Source organism: Brucella sp. 22210, from assembly GCF_052045675.1.
Classification (GTDB): domain Bacteria; phylum Pseudomonadota; class Alphaproteobacteria; order Rhizobiales; family Rhizobiaceae; genus Brucella.
Window position 1 is genome coordinate 173183 of sequence record NZ_JBQEPD010000007.1, and the last position, 18410, is coordinate 191592.

The following is an 18410-nucleotide window of genomic DNA, read 5'->3' on the forward strand; positions in this document are numbered from 1 at the left end:
CCCGCTTCACGCGGGCCGTTTTTTAAATGCTGCCGCCTTCGTCAAGAGAGCTGAAATGCTCGATCATGCGGTCGACTTTCGGCGTCACACCCGTGAACAATTCGAACGCGCCGACGGCCTGAAAGACAGCCATGCCACCGCCATTGACGACACCGCACCCGCGCTTTACCGCTTCGAGAAGAAGCTGGGTCTGAAGCGGGAAATAAACGATATCCGCCACCCAGTGCCGGGGCATCAGAAGGTTTGTATCCAGTGGTACGCCGGGATGCTTGGCCATTCCGGTCGGCGTGGCATGAGCCAATCCGTCGGCAGCCTCCAACGCGGCGGCAATATCCTTGCCCGATTCAAACCGGCAGGCATCGTGCCTTGGTGCAAGTTGCGCGATCAGAGCTTCGGTTCGGGCTGCATCCAGATCGAAAACCTGAACGGTTCGCGCACCCATCGTCGCCAATGCATGCGCAACGGCCACTCCCGCCCCACCTGCACCGATCAGCACAACATTGTCGACCCGGGCGTCAGGCAAAGCACGGCGGAAGCCTTGCGCAAAGCCCCACCAGTCGGTGTTGTAGCCCGTCCTACGGCCATTTTTGAATGTTACCGTATTGATCGAACCGAGTGCCGCCGCATCGGGCGACAATTCATCCACAAACTGGATCGCCGCCTGTTTGCAGGGATAGGTGATGTTTAACCCGGCAAAGCCATCTTTCTCCGCCTGATCCATCAGATGAGGCAACGCTTCCACGCCAACGCCCAGCACCGACAGGTCGAGCCGATCATAGCGGTAATCGATGCCGTTCAAGCGTCCTTCGTGCATATGCATGGCTGGAGTGCGAGAGGCGCCTATGCCGCTGCCAATCAAGCCCACGCGAACCGACCGCGTCACTGTTTCCGTCACGGAATTTAAACTCCACCCCTATCGTCCCGCCATTTTCGCACGGCAGGTTTCTTTATTGCGAAAATGTACGAACTAGTTAGTCAGGTCAATCTGGCATAACGACTATTTTTGCAAAGCGCACGACATTGACCGCGCTTTGAGTCTCACGATTTCAGGTAAGCCAGGATCATATCCGCGATCAGTTTGCGATGTCGTGTCCGGTACTCATCGGCCATCAAATCCCGATCGAAAAGCGCGCCGAATGTATGCCGGTTGGCAACCCGGAAAAAGCAGGCGGCGCTGATCATCTGATGCAGGTCAACCGGATCGACCTTACGGGTAAAAACACCGCTTGCTTCGCCGCGCGCCAGAATTCCCGCAATGATCCCGATCACGCCGGAATTGGTGCGCTGGAAAATGCTGGAATTTTTCAGGTGTTCGGCGCGATGGATGTTTTCGATGCTAACCAGCTGAACGAAATCGGGGTTGGTATCATCGTGATCAAATGTGGCTTCGATCAATCGGCGCATCGCCTCTTCCGGCTCGAAATCCTGAAGCTGAAGGCGGTTTTCCAGCGCCCTGATCTTGGCATAAGCGCGCTCCAGAACGGCCAGATAGAGGCCTTCCTTGCTGTCGAAATAGTAATAGAGCATCCGCTTGGACGTCTTGGTCTTCTCGGCAATCGTATCGACACGCGCACCCGAAAATCCCGAATGAACGAATTCCTCGGTCGCGACTTCGAGGATGTTTTCCTTGGTGCTGTCGGGATCGTTTTTCCGTCCCGCGCGGGCCTGTGCAAGCTCCACTGCGCTGTCCATTATAATCGCTAGGCTGTTTTAGAAATGTACGAACTGGTCTGTTATATATGCGTATAGCGCCGCAAGGGGCAAGCGTGAGCAGCCGGGCAGCATACAATTAAGACAAAACCGACGGCGGGACCTTTTGTACAGCAGCCAATTTGCGGCACATTGCCAAACAGCAATATTATTTCGTATAGACTTATTTATGTAGATATAATGCAAAGCGCGATCAGCTTTCCATTGCGCCTTGTTGCATGCCCGGTATAGGAAAGGCTGAATTGAACGTTAGCGCGCTTCATTCGCGACATGCAAGGCCACCCCTTTTTCAGGCCGTCTTGCCCAACCCCCATCGTTGAAGCTGCGCCTTCGGAGGAGTGATTATATGCAATATTGCGGCAAGGCGCCTCGTCGGCTTCCCGAGGAGAGAAGACGATGAACGCCCAAGTGAAGCTCGCCCAATCGAGCGAACCCGATACGACGGCCATCGAGCTGAAGAATGTACAGATATCGTTCAAACTGGCCGATGGCGGTCGGTTTGATGCGGTTGCCGAAAGCAATCTCAAGGTCGCGGAAAACGAATTCGTCGCCATTGTCGGGCCGACCGGATGTGGGAAGTCCACCTTGCTGAACGCGGTTGCTGGCCTTCTGACGCCTGCACAAGGCATCGTCGAGATCAATGGCCAGCGGCTGCAAGGGCTTAATCGCAAGGCGGGTTATCTCTTCCAGCAGGATGCATTGATGCCCTGGAAGACCGTTCTCGACAATGTCGCCATCGGCCTTGAGATTGCTGGCACGGCCAAGGCCGAGGCCCGCAAGAAGGCTCAGGAATGGCTTGCCCGCGTCGGGCTTTCGAGCTTCGGCGACCGTTATCCGCACATGCTTTCCGGCGGCCAGCGCAAGCGCGTCGGGTTGGCGCAGGTGCTGATCCGCAACCCGAAATATCTGCTAATGGATGAACCATTCGGTCCGCTCGATGCGCAAACCCGCGTCATCATGGGCGATTTGCTGCTTGATCTCTGGTCGCAGGACAAGAAGGCGGTCATGTTCGTCACGCATGATCTGGAAGAAGCTATCGCCCTTGCCGACCGCGTCGTCATCATGTCTGCCGGTCCACGCGCCCGCATCATGGCAGAATATCGCATTCCGCTCGAACGCCCACGCGAAATCTCCGAAATTCGCCTCGACAACCAGTTCCACGAAATACACCGTGAAATCTGGGGGGCGCTGAAGGAGGAAGTCCTCAAAGGCTATCAGCAGACCAGCGGAGAACGCGCATGAAAAAGCCCGTGCTGTTTCTGGCGCAGCTCAGTGTCGCTGTCGCCATTGTTCTCGTGTGGCACGTCTTCACCGCCACACATCTTTTCGGCAACCCCGCCAAAGCGAAGTTCTTCTTTGCCGCGCCGGGCGACGTCGCCTTGCGCATCTATAAATGGTTCGCCGAAGGCACGATCTGGTATCACCTCGGCATCACGCTGCTTGAAGCCATGCTCGCCTTTGCCATCGGCTCGATTGCCGGTGTTTTGATCGGCTTCTGGTTTGCGCGCAAGCCCATATTGGCAGCGGTTTTCGATCCCTATGTGAAAGCCGCCAACTCCCTGCCGCGCGTTGTTCTTGCACCGATTTTCGCTCTCTGGCTCGGCCTCGGCATCTGGTCCAAGGTTGCGCTTGGCGTCTCGCTGGTCTTCTTCATTGTCTTCTTCAATGTCTATCAGGGCGTGAAGGAAGTGAACCAGACCGTGCTGTCCAACGCCCGCATGCTCGGCATGAACGAGCGGCAATTGCTGCGGAATGTCTACCTGCCATCAGCCTTGTCGTGGATGTTTTCGAGCCTCCACACCGCCGTCGGCTTTGCCGTCGTCGGCGCGGTTGTGGGCGAATATCTCGGTTCGTCCGCCGGTCTTGGCTATCTCATTCATCAAGCCGAAGGCGTGTTCGACGTGACCGGCGTTTTTGCCGGAATGCTCGTGCTGACCGTCTTCGTCCTGATCATCGACTGGGGCGTGACCATCATCGAGGAACGCCTGCTTGTCTGGCGTCCGAAAGCGGCAACTCACAACGCATAACGGCGCATGCATTCTTACTAGGAGGAAAATCATGAAGATTAGTCGCAGAGACGCCCTGCTGGGCGCTGCCGCCCTTGGGCTGGCTGGCATTGCTTCCCGCCTGCCTGCCTATGCGCAGGATGCATCGGCAACGCCAGAAAAGCCCGAACTGATGTTCGGTGTCGGCGGCAAGCCGCTGTTCTATTACCTGCCGCTGACGATTGCCGAGCGCAAAGGCTTCTTTGAAGAACAGGGCCTGAAAGCGACCATCAATGATTTCGGCGGCGGTGCAAAGTCGCTGCAAGCCTTGATTGGCGGTTCGGTGGATGTCGTGACCGGCGCTTACGAGCACACGATCCGTATGCAGAACAAGGGCCAGGACATCAAGGCAATCTGCGAGCTTGGACGTTTTCCGGGCATCTGCATCGGCGTGCGCAAGGACCTCGCAGGCGAGATCAAGACCATTGCCGATCTGAAAGGCCAGAATGTCGGCGTCACGGCGCCAGGCTCCTCGACTTCACTATTCCTGCAATATGCATTGATGAAGAACGGTCTGTCGGAAGACGCCGCGTCCATCATCGGCGTTGGCGGCGGTGCGAGCGCGGTTGCAGCGATCAAGAAGGGCGAAATCGCTGCTCTGGTCCATCTCGATCCGGTCATCACCCGTCTCGAGGTCGATGGCGATATCACCTTGCTGATCGACACCCGCACCGAGGAAGGCACGCGCCAGCTGTTTGGCGGCGCCAATCCGGCTGCTACGGTTTACGTGCAGCAGAGCTTCATTGATGCGAACCCCATCACCACGCAGCGCGTCGTCAATGCTTTCGCCAAATCGCTGGACTGGATTCACAAGGCTTCGGCAGACGAAGTCGCCGACGCTGTGCCGGAGGAATATCTGCTCGGCGACCGCGAACTTTACAAGACCGGCTTCGAGAAATCCCGCGCCATGTATTCCGAAAAGGGCCTGATTGCCGAAGAGGGTTTCAAGAGCCTCTATGAAATGCTGAAAGCGCTCGATCCGGAGCTTGCTAACGCGGACATTTCATTCGCACAGACTTTTGACCCGCGTTTTGTGCAGGCGGCAAAAATCTAACAAACAAAAAGACCGGGATCGCTTCAGATCCCGGTCTTTTTTAATATCCAAATTGCGATAGGGAATTATACGCCGTCATGCGATGGACGGGCGATATGTCGTTTCAACAGCGCGGCTGCAAATTCGAAATCCCCGGCCTCAATGGCCTGGAGAATTTCCAGATGATCCGTGCAGGCCTGATGAATGCGCGCGTCGCACAGACGATCAACTTCGCAGGATTCCGTCAGTCGCCGCAGATGATTTTGCCAGCGGATGGTCTGGGTCAGGAAGCGGTTATTCGCCCATGATACAAGCGTTTCATGGAAGTTCGCATTGACGTCGAACCAGTAACCGTCTGGAAAATCGGATATCGAGCGTTCGAGTATCTCGATCTGCGCCTTTTTCAGCTCCTGAAGCTCGGACTGTACCGGGCTGTAATCGGCTTGCGTCAGCGCACCGCATTCGATGACCATCCGAAAAGAATCGCTTTCATGAACGGCATGTTCGTTATCGAGCGTTTCCGCAAAGCGCCAACCGTAGCCGGGCAGACGCTCAGCCAGCCCTTCAGCAGCAAAGCGCATCAATGTCCGACGCACCGTGCCGCGCGTTACTTCGAACTGGTCAGCAAGGGCAGCTTCCGAAATTTCGAGACCGACTGCACCGGACGCGCGGGCGTTCATCAGCCTGTGATAGAGGTCTTCGAAGTCGGAGGGTGGCAAAATCTCGTTCGACAGCTCATCGTGCTCGGGAAAACGCTGCAGCAGATAACCACGGTTCGGCGCCTGCGCGACAATTCCCCGTTGCACCAGAAGATGCAAAACCTGCCGGACCGGTGAACGGGAAACATGCAGTTCGCGCGCAATGGCAGCATCGGAAATGCGATCACCGATCTGCCAGCGCTCCTTGGTGATGAGCGCCAGCATCTTATGCGCTACCTCCACCTGAAGATTGCTCAAACCGGTTTGCGTCACTGTTCCGTCCGTCTTGGGTGCTGTCACGATGATGTTCACGCGCGGTAAATCCTCCATGACAAATTTATAACAGGAAACACTACGCGCGGGAGTTCCATTCACGCGTGGGCACGCCAATGTGATCAGCGCGTGATGACCTGAGACGACAGCGTTTTTCCAAGGGGAGTGGCATGTTTTTAACGACCGGGGAACGACTGTGCTCGACCCGGAATGGTGCGCCTCAAAGAAGGAAGCAGACGCCACAATAAAAAACAGGCGACAGATCGGAGACCTGTCGCCTGCCTATAACAATGGACTGGAGGTCACATTATTATCAGTTCGTCTTTTCAAGCTTCATCAGACGACTCGACACATTTCTGCGCACATGAGCCCAGGCGAAGCCTATTTGGATATCGGGGGATTACCCCGATATCCGATCTTCATACCCGTTATTAGAACGAGCGCTGGAAGCGAACGATACCGCCCCAAGCGTCCTTCTCGGAAACGCGATCGCGCCATTCGCCACCGAACTTGGTGTACGAAATTTCCGGGGTGATGGTGAAGCCAGGAACGAGCTGGTAAGCAACGTTAGCCGTAGCTGCGGTCTTGCCCCAATCGTCGTGTGCAGCCTGAATGTTGAAGACAGCCTTGTCGGTTGCCTTGAACTTCGCGCCGCCCCAGACAGCCCAATCGCCGCCCCACTGGCCGTAGTTCTGCAGCGGGGATTCTTCCGAAGCGTAACCGCCCTGTACCCAAACCGAGAAACGGTCCGTGATGTTCACGTCGCCGCGAACCTTTGCAGACCATTCTTCGATAACCGAGTCGTAAGCTGCGATACCAGCGATCGAGCCCCAGCCGCCTTCGTACTTCAGACCGCCGAGGATGTGCGGGGTGTAGCCGTCGATGACGTAGCCCGTGCCGCCTTCTTCAACAGCCAAGATAGCCGAGAAGCCGTTGCCACCCTTGTAGGTGTACGAAATCTGACCGGTGGTGTAGCTGCCTGCGCCGATCACGTCATCGTTGATGACGCCGCCGAGGTAACCGGTGAAGGTGTGGAATGCGGATTCATCGATACCGACGCGGAAGCCGCCGAGCTGGATGTAGCCGATACGGAAATCAACGCCGCTGTTGGTCGAGCCGTATTCACCGTCGTCGCGGGAATTGTTGGCGCCGTAGTTGAAGCGGGTTTCGGTGTAGGTCTTCAGGGTGCCGAGTTCGGTTTCTGAAGCGGTGTGGGTGCGGAGCGTAAAGCGAGCGCCCTTGTCCCAGCCCTTACGGTCGCTACCGGTGTAGACGTCATCGCCGCCCTTTACGTCGTAACGGACGTAGCCGCTGATGCGCAGGCAGGTTTCGGTGCCCGGGATGTAGAAGTAGCCAGCGCCGTAAGCATCGCAAACGCGGACATATTCAACTGCTTCAGGTTCCGGCGCAACGATTGCGTCGGCGGCCTGTGCACCGGAAGCTGCAACCAGAGCTGCAGCGGAGCCGAGAAGAAGGCTCTTGATGTTCATTTCTGACCTCCAGGATCAAGTGGATTGAAGTTTCGATTTTTTTACGAGTCGTTTTTTACGATTGCATAATACGATTTTCATTGATGGTTTCGTTAGTCAATGGCGTTTTTTCCTAATAAGATACAGACCGTTACTTCCACGACGACCGTTGAAAATCTGCAACACCTAGATCAAGCCACGGCTCATCCAGCCCCCGGTTTTGCGGGAGTTTCAGATTTTCATTGTCCCGGCAGTCCGGAACGCTGTTTGGAGGATTTCTGCGCTATCTTCGGCCCGGCAGAGCCGTTCAGAAGACCGGCCCGTCCGGGCACATGCAGATGACGGAAACGGCTACATGCCGCCTGCAACTTTCACGCATGCGAGCAACATCATGCGCCGCATCTGCATCGCGCAAGACATTTTCCCGACAGTGCCGATTGCCAAACCCGCCATATTTCACCCCTCTTGAACACAAAAACCAAAGCTCGTTGTCCCCCAACGAACTGCGGAATGGCCGGATGCTTCTCCTACTTCTGTTACAATCAGATGACGAACAGTGAGCGTTGCAACCTTTCTCTGCCTTTTTAAACAAACCGTGGCGGAGTTCAGCTTATAATTTTTCATTGTTTTGCAGGGATTTAGCAAAATTCCCTACTGACGCAGGTATTTTGTTTTACTGACGCTAATTTTCCGGCCAGCTTTCGGGAAATTCAAAGTGCGCCTCATCAGAAGCCCGCAATTTGGCGCAAATCGCGCACGATGTGATTTGCGGCACTGACTCGTCAAGCCGACACAAAATATAAAGCCGACAAACAATCAGGCGCCCTTGAAAAATAAGTTATATATGCGGCTCAATGGAGAACCGCTCTAATAAATGACCGTACAGAAAATCATTTGTGACATTTATATGTAGGAATCTTTAGTTTTAATCAGAATTATACAAAAAATTACATTCATTCACTGATACATATCGCCGAGCAATATTCATATAAACTTCATTGGAGGACTGTGTTCGGACCCGTTATTAGGGCGTGCGCTCAAAAAGATGCGCGTCTCAATATCGAGGGTTCTCATGCAGACCAAGGTTTTCAGCGCTATCGGCGCAGTTATCGCTACGGCTTTCCTTGCAAGTCCGGCTGCCGCCGAAAAGACCAAGATCGATTTCTGGTTCGGCAATTCCGGTGATATCGCCAAACGCGTCGAGGAACAGTGCGACCGGTTCAACAAGTCCCAGAACGATTATGAAGTCGTCTGCACCACACAGGGCACCTATGATGCCTCGTTGCAGAACACGATCGCCGCATTCCGCGCAGGCAAGCAGCCGACCATCGCGCAGGTATCGGATGCGGGCACGCTCGACATCATGCTTTCGGGCGCCTACTACCCGGCGAACAAGCTGATGGCCGATATGGGCTACAAGGTCGACTGGAACGATTATTTCTCCCGTATTTCCAGCTATTATGCGACGTCCAAGGGTGAAATGTATTCGTTCCCCTTCAACTCCTCGACCGCATTGTTCTACTGGAACAAGAACGCTTTCGCCAAAATCGGCAAGGACCATGCGCCTGCAACCTGGGAAGAAGCGGCAGCCGATTTCAAGGCTCTGAAGACTGCCGGCTATGCCTGCCCGTTCGGCTTCGACATTTCCAACAACGAAGTCTGGCAGCTCGTCGAACAGTTCGAAGCCGTGCATGGCGAACCGATTGCCAGCAAGCGCAATGGCTATGAAGGCCTTGACGCTGAGATGACCTTCAACAAGGGCAAGCTGGTCAATTTCATCAAGGAACTGAAGGGCTGGTACGATTCCGGCGAAGCCGTCATCAAGTCCAAGGCCACCGGCCAGACCTTTATCGAAGCTTTCTCGGCTGGTGATTGCCAGACGATGATGACCTCGGTCGGCGATCACGGCAATATCGGTCGCACGGCCAAGGAAGGCATGAACTGGGGCGTCGCAATGCTTCCGGTTTACGAAGGCACCGAACGCAAGAGCTCCTTCGTCGGCGGCGCTTCGCTCTGGACGCTGAAGGGCAAGTCGGAAGCCGAATATAAGGCTGCCGCAGCCTTCTTCGACTTCATCGCCAAGCCTGAGGAAGCCCTCACCTGGTCGACCGTTACCGGCTATATTCCGGTGCGCAATTCCGGCTTCGAATATCTCCAGAAACAGGGCTTCTACGACAAGGCTCCCTATGCCGGTCGTGAACTCGCCATCAAGAGCCTGACCGCCTCGCCTGCCAACGATCCTGCGCCGCATGGCATCCGTCTCGGCGGCCTTCTGCAGATTCGTCAGGAAATCGCCAACGGCTTGCAGGCGATCTTCATCAACAATGAAGATGTTCAGGCGTCGCTGGATGCTTCGGCAGAACGCAGCAACCAGATTCTCCGCCGCTTTGAGCGCACCTACAAGGGCGCGCAGCTTCCCTGATCGTTCAAACCACAGCCTGATCGGCGCGCTCTGCGCCGATCAGCTTCGTTGCATGCACTATCATTCGGCTGCTGCCACACCAGCGCCGAGGAAAGCGAATGACCTTCCATGGAAAAGCGCGTCACTTTTTCTTCCACGACAATCGGCCTTTTATTCGCATTGCCGATGCTGCTTCTCATCTTTGTCTTCTTCTATTGGCCGAGCGCACAGGCACTTTATTGGGCCTTCACGCTGGAGCAGCCATGGGGCGGCGGCAATGTCTGGGTCGGCTTCGATAATTTTACGCAATTGCTACAAGATCCGGTCTATTGGGGCGCCATCACCCGCAGCCTGATTTTCGGTCTCGCATCAACGTCGATTGCCATGGGCATCGCGCTGGTTCTGGCCCTGATCACCGACCGCGAACTGCGCGGTAACAAGCTTTACCGCTCGGTTTTCATCTGGCCTTACGCCATTGCAGCTCCTGCTCTTGGACTGGCGTTCCGTTTTATTCTGGCTCCCGAAGCGGGACTTCTTTCGGTCATCAACCAGGTATGGCCCGGTTTGTGGAACCCGGCCCTCGACGGCAAGGATGCGATGATCGCCGTCATCGTCGCCTTTTCCTGGAAATATATTGGCTATAATTTCATCTTCTTCCTGTCAGCACTTCAGGGCATTCCGCGCCCGCTCATCGAAGCCGCAGCCATGGACGGCTCAGGCCCGATGCGCCGCATCTGGGATGTTCAGCTGCCACTGCTGACGCCGACCCTTTTCTTCCTGCTGGTGATCAACATCACCGAGAGCTTTCAGGATTCCTTTGGCATCGTCGACGTTCTGACTCAGGGCGGTCCGGCCCGTGCCACGGAACTGATGGTCTACAAGATCTATTTCGACGGTTTCAAAGGCCTCGATTATTCCGGCGCTGCGGCACAGTCGATCATCCTCATGCTGCTCGTCATCCTGCTCACCATCGTCCAGTTCCGCTTTATCGAGCGGCGCGTGCATTACAAGTGAGGTCAGGATCATGATCGAACGCACCCCCGTCTTCAATTTCATCTGCTATGCGATCCTGGTACTCGGGCTCATCATCGCTCTGCTGCCCTTTGCAATCGTCATCATTGCATCGACACTCGACATCGCAGCCGTCAACACAGTACCTATGCCGCTGACGCCGAGCACCCATTTCTGGGAAAATATCCAGACCGCCTGGGCGCGTGCGGATCTCGGCACCAAGCTGCTGAACAGCCTCATTTTCGCCGCCGCTGTTGCGGCGGGAAAAGTGATCCTGTCGGCAATGGCGGCCTTTTCGATCGTCTATTTCCGCTTTCGCGGACGCCAGTTCATCTTCTGGATCATCTTCATCACTTTGATGCTGCCGCTTGAAGTGCGCATCGTGCCCACTTACTCGATTGCCGCCAACGCCTTGCAACCATTCCAGACGATCTTCGATTATACCGGCATTTCATGGCTGTTCGCGCACCTCTTCGGCATTGAAATCAAACTCGAATGGGGTCTGCTGAACTCCTATACCGGCCTTGTGCTTCCACTGGTCGCAACGGCCACCGGCACGTTCCTTTATCGCCAGTTCTATCTCACTGTTCCGGATGAACTTGCCGAAGCAACCAAGATGGACGGTGCAGGCGCGATCCGCTTTTTCAAGGATGTGCTGCTGCCCCTGTCGCGGCCCAACATGATCGCGCTTTTCACGATCATGTTCGTCTGGGCGTGGAACCAGTATCTCTGGCCGCTGCTGATCACCACCGATCCAAAATTCGGCATCGCCGTCACGCAGCTCAAGACACTTATTCCCTCCGAATTCGGCCTGCCCGACTGGAATGTCGCCATGGCCGGAACTCTCATCATCATGTCGCCACCGCTGATCCTCGTCATTCTGATGCAACGCTGGTTCGTGCGCGGCCTTATCTCCACCGAGAAATAAAGGATACTCTCTTGGCACCGATCTCCATTCGCGGCGTAAAGAAGAGCTACGGCAAAAACGCAGTCGTTCACGGCGTCGATCTCGAAATCAAATCCGGAGAATTCATCGTCATTCTGGGCCCGTCCGGCTGCGGAAAATCCACGCTCCTGCGCATGGTCGCCGGGCTGGAAGAAATCACCGGCGGCGAAATCGCGATAGACGGCACGGTCGTCAACCAGATGGAACCCCGTGCACGCGGCTGCGCCATGGTTTTCCAGAACTACGCCCTCTACCCCCACATGACCGTAGCGCAGAACATTGGCTATGCGCTCAAAGTGTCAGGCGTTTCAAAGGCCGAGCGCAACCAGCGCATTGCCGATGTGGCGAAGACCCTCGGACTGGAAGCCTTTCTGGATCGTCGACCCGCGGCATTGTCAGGCGGGCAGCGTCAGCGCGTCGCCATGGGCCGCGCCATGATCCGCGAGCCGAAGGTGTTCCTGTTTGACGAACCACTCTCCAATCTTGATGCGAAACTGCGTATCGCGATGCGTTCGGAAATTCGTCGGCTGCACCGCAAGCTCGGTGCGACGTCGATTTTCGTGACACATGATCAGCACGAAGCCATGACCCTTGCCGACAGGATCATCGTCATGAATGCGGGCAAGGTCGAACAGGTGGGCACACCCGCCGAGGTCTATCACCGGCCAGCAAGCCGCTTTGTGGCCAATTTCGTCGGCACGCCATCGATGAACCTGCTGGAAGGCAAGGTCGGCGACAACGGCATTCTGGTTCTCGATGGCGGCCAGTCGGTTGCCGTGCCACCCGCGAAAGTAAACATGCTGGCAGGACAGCGCGTGGTACTTGGCATTCGTGCCGAATCGACACGCCTCGTCTCGGCGGAAAAGCCGGGCGCATTGATTGCCACCACCGACTTTGTCGAAGAGTTGGGGGCAAGCCGCGTGGTCCACGCCGATCTCGACGGGACGCTCTTTGCCATCGCACTGACCGAAGCAGCCGATCACAAAACCGGTGAACGGGTGGGCATCGAGATTGATCCGCAGGCGATCCACCTTTATTCGGTTGAAACCGGCGCATTGATCGACACCGCCGCCGCGAACAATGCGGTTAAAGCCAAGACCACCACATTTGCGTGAGAACAGCGATGAACTTTCAGTCTTTCTTCACGAACCCGCACTTTTCCACCCGCGCAGGCAGTGATCGGTCGATCGTGACGCAAACCGTTGAAGCGCTCGACGTGCCGACCTCATCCTTCTGGGAGGATGCACGACAGGCAGCCCCGACGATGGAAGAACATGACCGGCTGATCGCGCAGCTTCCGTCATTGTCATCCATTGAGGTCAGTCTGCATGATGCCACAGCGCCGGCAGCTGAGACCGGCATGCTGTCGGTCGCCGCATGGAATGCGGAGCGCCTCAAATATCATACCGGCTCCGTCGCGCTTCTGGCCGCGCACCAGCCCGATATCGTGCTGTTGACGGAAGCCGATATCGGCATGGCCCGTTCCGGCAACCGGCATACGGTGGCCGATCTCGCCCGCGATCTGGGCATGTCCTACGCCTATGGTGTCGAGTTTGTCGAAATGGGTCTCGGTGATCGGCGCGAGCGCGAATGGCACAAACATGAGACGAATTCCATCGGCTTTCACGGCAATGCGGTGCTGAGCCGCCTGCCTCTGCTCGACGCCGCACTCATCCGTCTGGACGACGGCGGGGTCTGGTGGATCGACGAAACCGACGGTCAGGGTCGCTTCGGCAGCCGTATGGCGATAGCCACCCGCATAGAGACAGCGAACGGACCAATTGTTGCCGTCGCGGCGCATCTCGAAAGCAAGAGCGACGCGGAAGACCGTGCACGCCAGACCATTCGTCTGCTCGACGCTATCGACAAGCTTGCCGGAGATTTGCCAGTGGTGATCGGCGGCGATTTCAACACCAATGTCCTACCGGACGGAACCCGCGACTCGGCCCGGTTCGAACCGCTATTCGATGCGCTCACCCAAAAGGGCTATGACTGGGAAGCGGCCAATGATTTTGCGCAGACGCAGCGCATCCGCCCAGATGGAACACCGCAACCGCCTTTCGCCCGACTGGACTGGATTTTCACGCGTGGCTTCACGGCGCAAGAACCGCAAACCATTGCAGCCGTCGACAAGGACGGCGCAGCGATTTCCGACCATGAACTGATCGTCGCGACGCTCAGCGCCTGAATATTCAATAAAGCGCCTGTCTATTTCAGGCGCTAACAATATTTAAATACCGCGCATCGAAATTCATGGCTAAATATAGTCAGAACTCTCTTTCCGGATTCTGGCTATGATCATTGACCATCCGATGCGTCGGCAGCTCCACAACGAACTTCACGCACGGCCGTCGATCTATTTCGACGCGCCTGCGGTTGTCTGGCATGACGCCTTCTATGTTCAGGATGCGATCAGCGAAATTCCGCAATCCCTGCTAGATCTCAATGGCGCCAATACGCTCGACGGAAAGAGCGGCATCGTCCGCACGACCAGCGGCCAGATCAAATGGGAAATGCACACCGAATTTGTGTCGCTCACCTATGTCGTGCCGTGGAACGGCGACCCGGATGTCATTCCGCTAAAGGACGCCACCTGGACCGACCTTGTCGGAAAGATGCCGGGCGAGCGCATCACCTCGGTGGAAGTTCTGGTGGGCAAGGCTGGCACCCATGACGCCAAGCAACTGCTCGGTTCGCATTCCGATGCGGTGGCCTCAACAGTCGGCGCTGGCGACGCGGAAGTTTGGACGACCTTCCGCCTGAATGAGCGCAATGCGATGCGCATCGTGGTGCTGAACCGTGCGCTGAATGACTACCGAACCGGGCGCATGGTCCGGCGCATTCTCGAAATTGAAGACTATCGTATGATGGCCCTTCTGAGCCTGCCCTTGGCGCAGGACGCGTTCGTACAAGGCGCCAAGTTCGACAGCCGGTTGCGTTCAATCGTCGACGAGCTGGGCGCAGGCACCAGCAGACAGGACGCCCTGCTCGACCGGATCGCCAAGCTTTCCGCAGACATCATCGATTTCTCAGGCAAAACGCGTGAGCGTTTCAGTGCTACGGCGGCCTATGCCGATCTGGTTTTTGCCCGGCTGGAAGAAATTCGCGAGCAAAGGCTTGATGGCCATCAGCGGCTCGGTGTCTTCATCGACCGCCGCTTTCGCCCTGCGGTTCGCTTCTGCCATCAGGCCGACAAGAAAATCGAGAATTGCGCAGTGCGCACATCCCGCGCCAGCGATCTGTTGCGGACCTCCGTTCAGGTCGAACTTGAACAGCAGAACGCCCTGCTGCTCGAATCCATGGAAAAGCGGGTCTCGCTGCAAGTGAAACTTCAGGAAGCCGTCGAGGGCCTTTCCATCGTGGCAATCAGCTATTACGCGCTGGGTATCATCAAAATGTTTCTGGAGAGCTTCGGCAAATATTACCACAATGAAGAGGTGCTCAAGGGGCTCTATCTTGCCGCCATACCGGCGGTGATCCTGCTGGTATGGTTCATCATAAAACGAACGAAGCAGAAGATCACCGGCGGCGGACACTAACCCTTTGAAAGCGCGATAACCGGATCAAGCTGCGAGGCGTTTCGCGCCGGGAGATAGCCGAACACGACACCGATCAGTGTTGAACACAGGAAGGCCGCGACAATCGACGTGGTCGAATAGATCAGGCTGAAATTCGAGCTGATCAGGCTAAACAGCAATCCGAAGCCAAGCGCCGTCAAGATACCCAGAACGCCACCGATCAGGCAGACGAGCACAGCCTCGATCAGAAACTGCTGCAAAATATCACTCTGCCGTCCGCCGACAGCCATGCGCACCCCGATTTCCGAAACACGTTCGGAGACGGTGACGAGCATGATATTCATCACCCCGATGCCGCCGACAATCAGCGAGATGATAGCAATTGCCGCTACCAGAAGCGTCAGCGTCTGGGTCGTGCTGGTGATCGTCTTGCGAATATCGTCGGTGTTCAGGATATAGAAATCCTTGGTGCCGTGGCGCTGTAGCAGAAACTCGGTGACTGACTGCTCGGCCAGCGCCGTATCGATTCCGTCCTTGACCTGCAAGGTGATGCTGCGCAACGAATTGCTTCCCAGAAACCGCGCCTGAACAGTCGTATAGGGCAGATAAAGCGACAGATTCTGGTTCGAGCCGAAACCGCCTTGCTGCGGCTCCATCACGCCGACAATCCGTGCCGGAACATTGCCGATCAACAGCACCTGCCCGACCGGATTGGTATCTGCAAACAAGGCGTTCTTGGTGTTCTGGTCGATAACGACATCCGGCGCCGTGGTCCGCACGCTTTCGCGGTCGAAGAATTGCCCATCGGCAATCTTGCTGCCCTTGGCAACAAAATATTGCTCGCTGACGCCGTTCACCAGCGCATTGGACTCCTGTGAGCCGAAACGCACCGTGCTGTTCGTTGAGACCGTCGGCGTTGCAGCGGCAACATAGGGCTGTTTGGACAGTTCTATTGCGTCGGAAACCACCAGCGTGGTGATTTTTCCGGATCGCACATCGCCAAAATCCTTACCGGCAAAAATTTCCAGCGTGTTGGTGCCGAGGCTGGAAATATTGGCCAGAACCCGTTCCTGCGAGCCGCGCCCCAGCGCCACGACGCTGACGACCGACGCAATGCCGATGATAATGCCGAGCATGGTCAGGAAGGTGCGCAGCTTGTGCGCACGCATCGAGAGCAACGCCATCAGAAAGGCTTCGCGAATAGACCCCATCAGCCCGTAGAGCGACAGCGCGCGCTTGCGGGTCGACGCTGCATCGTCGGGATTGACGGTGCTTTCAACGATCTCGGTCTTTTCCACCGGGCGGTCGGCGATAATCTCGCCATCGCTGATTTCGATGATGCGCTCCGCCCTGCTGGCAATCGACATATCGTGGGTGACGATGATGACCGTACGCCCCTCGGCATGCAGCTCTCCCAGAATGCGCAGCACCTCTTCGCCGCTGTGCTTGTCGAGTGCGCCGGTCGGCTCGTCGGCCAGAATGAGGCTGGCATCGTTCATCAGCGCGCGCGCAATGGATACGCGCTGCTGCTGGCCGCCAGATAGCTGACCCGGACGGTGATGCATCCGGTCGCCCATGCCAAGACGCGTCAGCAAGGCCCCGGCACGCTTGGCGCGTGTCGACGGGTCAATCCCGGCATAGATTGCCGGTATCTCGACATTGCCGACTGCCGTCAGTTCGGGCAGCAGATGATAACGCTGGAAAATGAAGCCGAAATGCTCGCGCCGCAGCGCGGCCAGCTCATCGACATCCATGGAGGCGGTTTCCCGCCCGTTGATTTCGTAGCTACCGGACGTCGGGCGATCCAGACAGCCAAGAATATTCATCAGGGTGGACTTACCCGACCCCGACGCACCGACAATCGCCACCATCTCGCCAGCCTCGATGGTGAGATCGACGTCTTTCAGGACTGCGATAGAACTGTCACCCGACGGATATTCCCGCCGGACTTTTCTGAGACGGATCAACGGTTCCGTCATGATCAGAAGCCCATCGGCGGGCCGCGTCGACCGCCCGAACCGGAACTCGCTGCAGAACCTGCCGCCAATTCGCCACTGATGACGCGATCACCTTCATCAAGGCCGGATTTCACCTGAACCATGACCTTGTTGTTCAAGCCGATCTCGATCTTCTTGCGTGTGATATCGCCCTTGTCGTTAACCACTCGGACCGTATAGCGACCATCCGCATCGGGCGCGCCCAAAGCAGAAGACGGAATGGTCAGGACATTCTTTTCCTGACCAAGAACGATATGGACTTCTGCCGTCATATAAGTGCGCAAATGCCCATCTTCATTCGGGATGGTGAAGAGGCCATTGTAATAGATCGCTTCCGACGAGGTGCTGGTCGACGATGATGTCGATGTCGAGCTTGAAGAACTGAAACTGCTGTCGCTCTTGATCGATTCCGGCGCCGGTTCCACCGATTCAAGGCTTGCTTCATAGCGGCGATCCTGATCGCCGAGCACCGTGAAATAAAGCGGCAGACCTGGCTTGACCCGAACGATATCGGCCTCGGAAATTTCCGTATAAACCGTCATGCGGTCGAGCTGGCCGAGAATGACAATGGTTGGCGCGGATTGCGTTGCATTGACCGTCTGGCCTTCCTGACTGACGATGGAAAGAACGGTTCCCTCAATCGGCGCAGTGATCTGCGTATAGCCAAGATTGGCTCTGGCGGTCTCGACGGCGACTTCGGCCTCCTTGATCTGGGCCTTGATAGATTCAATCTGCGCCTGCGTGACATTCAGATCGGCGGCAGCCGTATCGTAATCGGCCTGCGATACGGCACGTTTGGCGAGCATGGATTTCTGGCGCGTCAGCGTCTGCTGGTTCAGCACCAGTGTCGCCTGCTTTTCCTTGAGCTGCGCCTGCATATTGGCAAGCGACGCCTCGGAGGTTCGCAGATCGTTTTTCTGTGTCGTGGAGTCAATCTCGGCAATGAGATCGTTCGCCTTGACGGTCTGTCCGAGCTTGACTTTTACCGATGTGATACGGCCCGATGCCTGCGCACCGACGGCAACCAGACGAACAGGCTTGACGGTTCCCGTGGCAAGCACCGTGACTTCGATATCACCCCGCGCCGCAGCAACGGTCATGATCGACTGCGACTGTGATCCCGATTGGCTGCGCCAGTAAAAATATCCGCATACGGCCACAGCGATGATGGCTGCGATCGTGACGACGAGACGTTTAAAGCGCATTCAGGGAACCTTGCATCTGCTCGTGGATTGAATGTGACCTCTGAAACCGGCCAGACGGGCCGCATGATCAAGTGTCGTATTCGAAAAATCCACTAAAAATCTGT

General features: G+C 56.5%; 15 protein-coding genes. 9 read left to right on the top strand and 6 right to left on the bottom strand.

What is annotated here, in order from left to right:
- Positions 1 to 22: 22 nt before the first annotated feature.
- Positions 23 to 895, bottom strand: a complete 873-nt coding sequence (locus ACTJKP_RS11775) for a shikimate dehydrogenase (RefSeq protein WP_440630787.1) — start codon at positions 893 to 895, stop codon at positions 23 to 25.
- Positions 896 to 1038: 143 nt separating this feature from the next.
- On the bottom strand, positions 1039 to 1692 hold the full coding sequence (locus tag ACTJKP_RS11780; RefSeq protein ID WP_440630788.1) for a TetR/AcrR family transcriptional regulator: 654 nt from the start codon (positions 1690 to 1692) through the stop codon (positions 1039 to 1041).
- 414 nt (positions 1693 to 2106) lie between these two features.
- On the opposite strand from ACTJKP_RS11780, the gene ACTJKP_RS11785 reads away from it, so the two are divergent.
- From ACTJKP_RS11785 to ACTJKP_RS11795, 3 genes are read left to right on the top strand one after another with little or no spacing between them, the layout of a single operon-like run.
- Positions 2107 to 2952, top strand: a complete 846-nt coding sequence (locus ACTJKP_RS11785; RefSeq protein ID WP_440630789.1) for an ABC transporter ATP-binding protein — start codon at positions 2107 to 2109, stop codon at positions 2950 to 2952.
- Entirely contained in the window at positions 2949 to 3737 is a 789-nt protein-coding gene (locus ACTJKP_RS11790; protein ID WP_078336767.1) for an ABC transporter permease, read from the top strand. Before ACTJKP_RS11785 ends, ACTJKP_RS11790 begins: the two co-directional genes overlap by 4 nt.
- Before the next feature lie 31 nt (positions 3738 to 3768).
- Positions 3769 to 4809, top strand: a complete 1041-nt coding sequence (locus tag ACTJKP_RS11795) for an ABC transporter substrate-binding protein (RefSeq protein ID WP_440630790.1) — start codon at positions 3769 to 3771, stop codon at positions 4807 to 4809.
- 65 nt (positions 4810 to 4874) lie between these two features.
- On the opposite strand, the gene ACTJKP_RS11800 is transcribed toward ACTJKP_RS11795, so the two are convergent.
- Both ACTJKP_RS11800 and ACTJKP_RS11805 read right to left on the bottom strand, forming a co-directional pair.
- Positions 4875 to 5798, bottom strand: a complete 924-nt coding sequence (locus ACTJKP_RS11800; protein ID WP_440630791.1) for a GntR family transcriptional regulator — start codon at positions 5796 to 5798, stop codon at positions 4875 to 4877.
- Between the two features lie 392 nt (positions 5799 to 6190).
- A complete protein-coding gene (locus ACTJKP_RS11805; RefSeq protein WP_440630792.1) occupies positions 6191 to 7249 on the bottom strand; it encodes a porin in 1059 nt (352 codons plus the stop codon).
- Positions 7250 to 8300: 1051 nt separating this feature from the next.
- Between ACTJKP_RS11805 and ACTJKP_RS11810 the strand changes: the two genes are divergently transcribed.
- From ACTJKP_RS11810 to ACTJKP_RS11835, 6 genes are all read left to right on the top strand, one after another.
- The gene (locus ACTJKP_RS11810; RefSeq protein ID WP_440630793.1) at positions 8301 to 9650 is read left to right on the top strand and encodes an extracellular solute-binding protein; all 1350 of its coding nucleotides are present in this window, start codon (positions 8301 to 8303) and stop codon (positions 9648 to 9650) included.
- Positions 9651 to 9758: 108 nt separating this feature from the next.
- Positions 9759 to 10643, top strand: coding sequence for a carbohydrate ABC transporter permease (locus ACTJKP_RS11815; protein WP_440630794.1), 885 nt, complete (start codon positions 9759 to 9761; stop codon positions 10641 to 10643).
- A 10-nt stretch (positions 10644 to 10653) separates the two neighbouring features.
- Positions 10654 to 11568 carry an ABC transporter permease subunit gene (locus ACTJKP_RS11820; RefSeq protein WP_078336761.1) on the top strand — a complete coding sequence of 305 codons (915 nt, stop codon included), beginning with the start codon at positions 10654 to 10656 and terminating at the stop codon, positions 11566 to 11568.
- A gap of 11 nt (positions 11569 to 11579) precedes the next feature.
- Entirely contained in the window at positions 11580 to 12701 is a 1122-nt protein-coding gene (ugpC, locus tag ACTJKP_RS11825) for a sn-glycerol-3-phosphate ABC transporter ATP-binding protein UgpC (protein ID WP_440630795.1), read from the top strand.
- A gap of 8 nt (positions 12702 to 12709) precedes the next feature.
- Positions 12710 to 13774: an endonuclease/exonuclease/phosphatase family protein gene (locus ACTJKP_RS11830; protein ID WP_440630796.1), complete on the top strand. Its 1065-nt coding sequence runs from the start codon at positions 12710 to 12712 to the stop codon at positions 13772 to 13774.
- Positions 13775 to 13880: 106 nt separating this feature from the next.
- The gene (locus tag ACTJKP_RS11835) at positions 13881 to 15125 is read left to right on the top strand and encodes a DUF3422 domain-containing protein (protein WP_078336758.1); all 1245 of its coding nucleotides are present in this window, start codon (positions 13881 to 13883) and stop codon (positions 15123 to 15125) included.
- Here ACTJKP_RS11835 and ACTJKP_RS11840 read toward each other — a convergent pair.
- Both ACTJKP_RS11840 and ACTJKP_RS11845 read right to left on the bottom strand, forming a co-directional pair.
- Entirely contained in the window at positions 15122 to 17083 is a 1962-nt protein-coding gene (locus ACTJKP_RS11840) for a MacB family efflux pump subunit (RefSeq protein WP_440630797.1), read from the bottom strand. The two genes, ACTJKP_RS11835 and ACTJKP_RS11840, sit on opposite strands and share 4 nt — an antisense overlap.
- 2 nt (positions 17084 to 17085) lie before the next feature.
- On the bottom strand, positions 17086 to 18306 hold the full coding sequence (locus ACTJKP_RS11845) for an efflux RND transporter periplasmic adaptor subunit (protein ID WP_440630798.1): 1221 nt from the start codon (positions 18304 to 18306) through the stop codon (positions 17086 to 17088).
- Between the last annotated feature and the right edge of the window lie 104 nt (positions 18307 to 18410).

Excerpts from the sequence above, each read along its gene's own strand:
- ACTJKP_RS11795 (WP_440630790.1), top strand. The coding sequence starts at position 3,769 with ATGAAGATTAGTCGCAGAGACGCCCTGCTGGGCGCTGCCGCCCTTGGG.
- ACTJKP_RS11835 (WP_078336758.1), top strand. The coding sequence starts at position 13,881 with ATGATCATTGACCATCCGATGCGTCGGCAGCTCCACAACGAACTTCAC.
- ACTJKP_RS11820 (WP_078336761.1), top strand. The coding sequence starts at position 10,654 with ATGATCGAACGCACCCCCGTCTTCAATTTCATCTGCTATGCGATCCTG.
- ACTJKP_RS11780 (WP_440630788.1), bottom strand. The coding sequence starts at position 1,692 with ATGGACAGCGCAGTGGAGCTTGCACAGGCCCGCGCGGGACGGAAAAAC.
- ACTJKP_RS11785 (WP_440630789.1), top strand. The coding sequence starts at position 2,107 with ATGAACGCCCAAGTGAAGCTCGCCCAATCGAGCGAACCCGATACGACG.
- ACTJKP_RS11845 (WP_440630798.1), bottom strand. The coding sequence starts at position 18,306 with ATGCGCTTTAAACGTCTCGTCGTCACGATCGCAGCCATCATCGCTGTG.
- ACTJKP_RS11815 (WP_440630794.1), top strand. The coding sequence starts at position 9,759 with ATGGAAAAGCGCGTCACTTTTTCTTCCACGACAATCGGCCTTTTATTC.
- ACTJKP_RS11805 (WP_440630792.1), bottom strand. The coding sequence starts at position 7,249 with ATGAACATCAAGAGCCTTCTTCTCGGCTCCGCTGCAGCTCTGGTTGCA.
- ACTJKP_RS11810 (WP_440630793.1), top strand. The coding sequence starts at position 8,301 with ATGCAGACCAAGGTTTTCAGCGCTATCGGCGCAGTTATCGCTACGGCT.
- ACTJKP_RS11840 (WP_440630797.1), bottom strand. The coding sequence starts at position 17,083 with ATGACGGAACCGTTGATCCGTCTCAGAAAAGTCCGGCGGGAATATCCG.
- ACTJKP_RS11790 (WP_078336767.1), top strand. The coding sequence starts at position 2,949 with ATGAAAAAGCCCGTGCTGTTTCTGGCGCAGCTCAGTGTCGCTGTCGCC.
- ACTJKP_RS11830 (WP_440630796.1), top strand. The coding sequence starts at position 12,710 with ATGAACTTTCAGTCTTTCTTCACGAACCCGCACTTTTCCACCCGCGCA.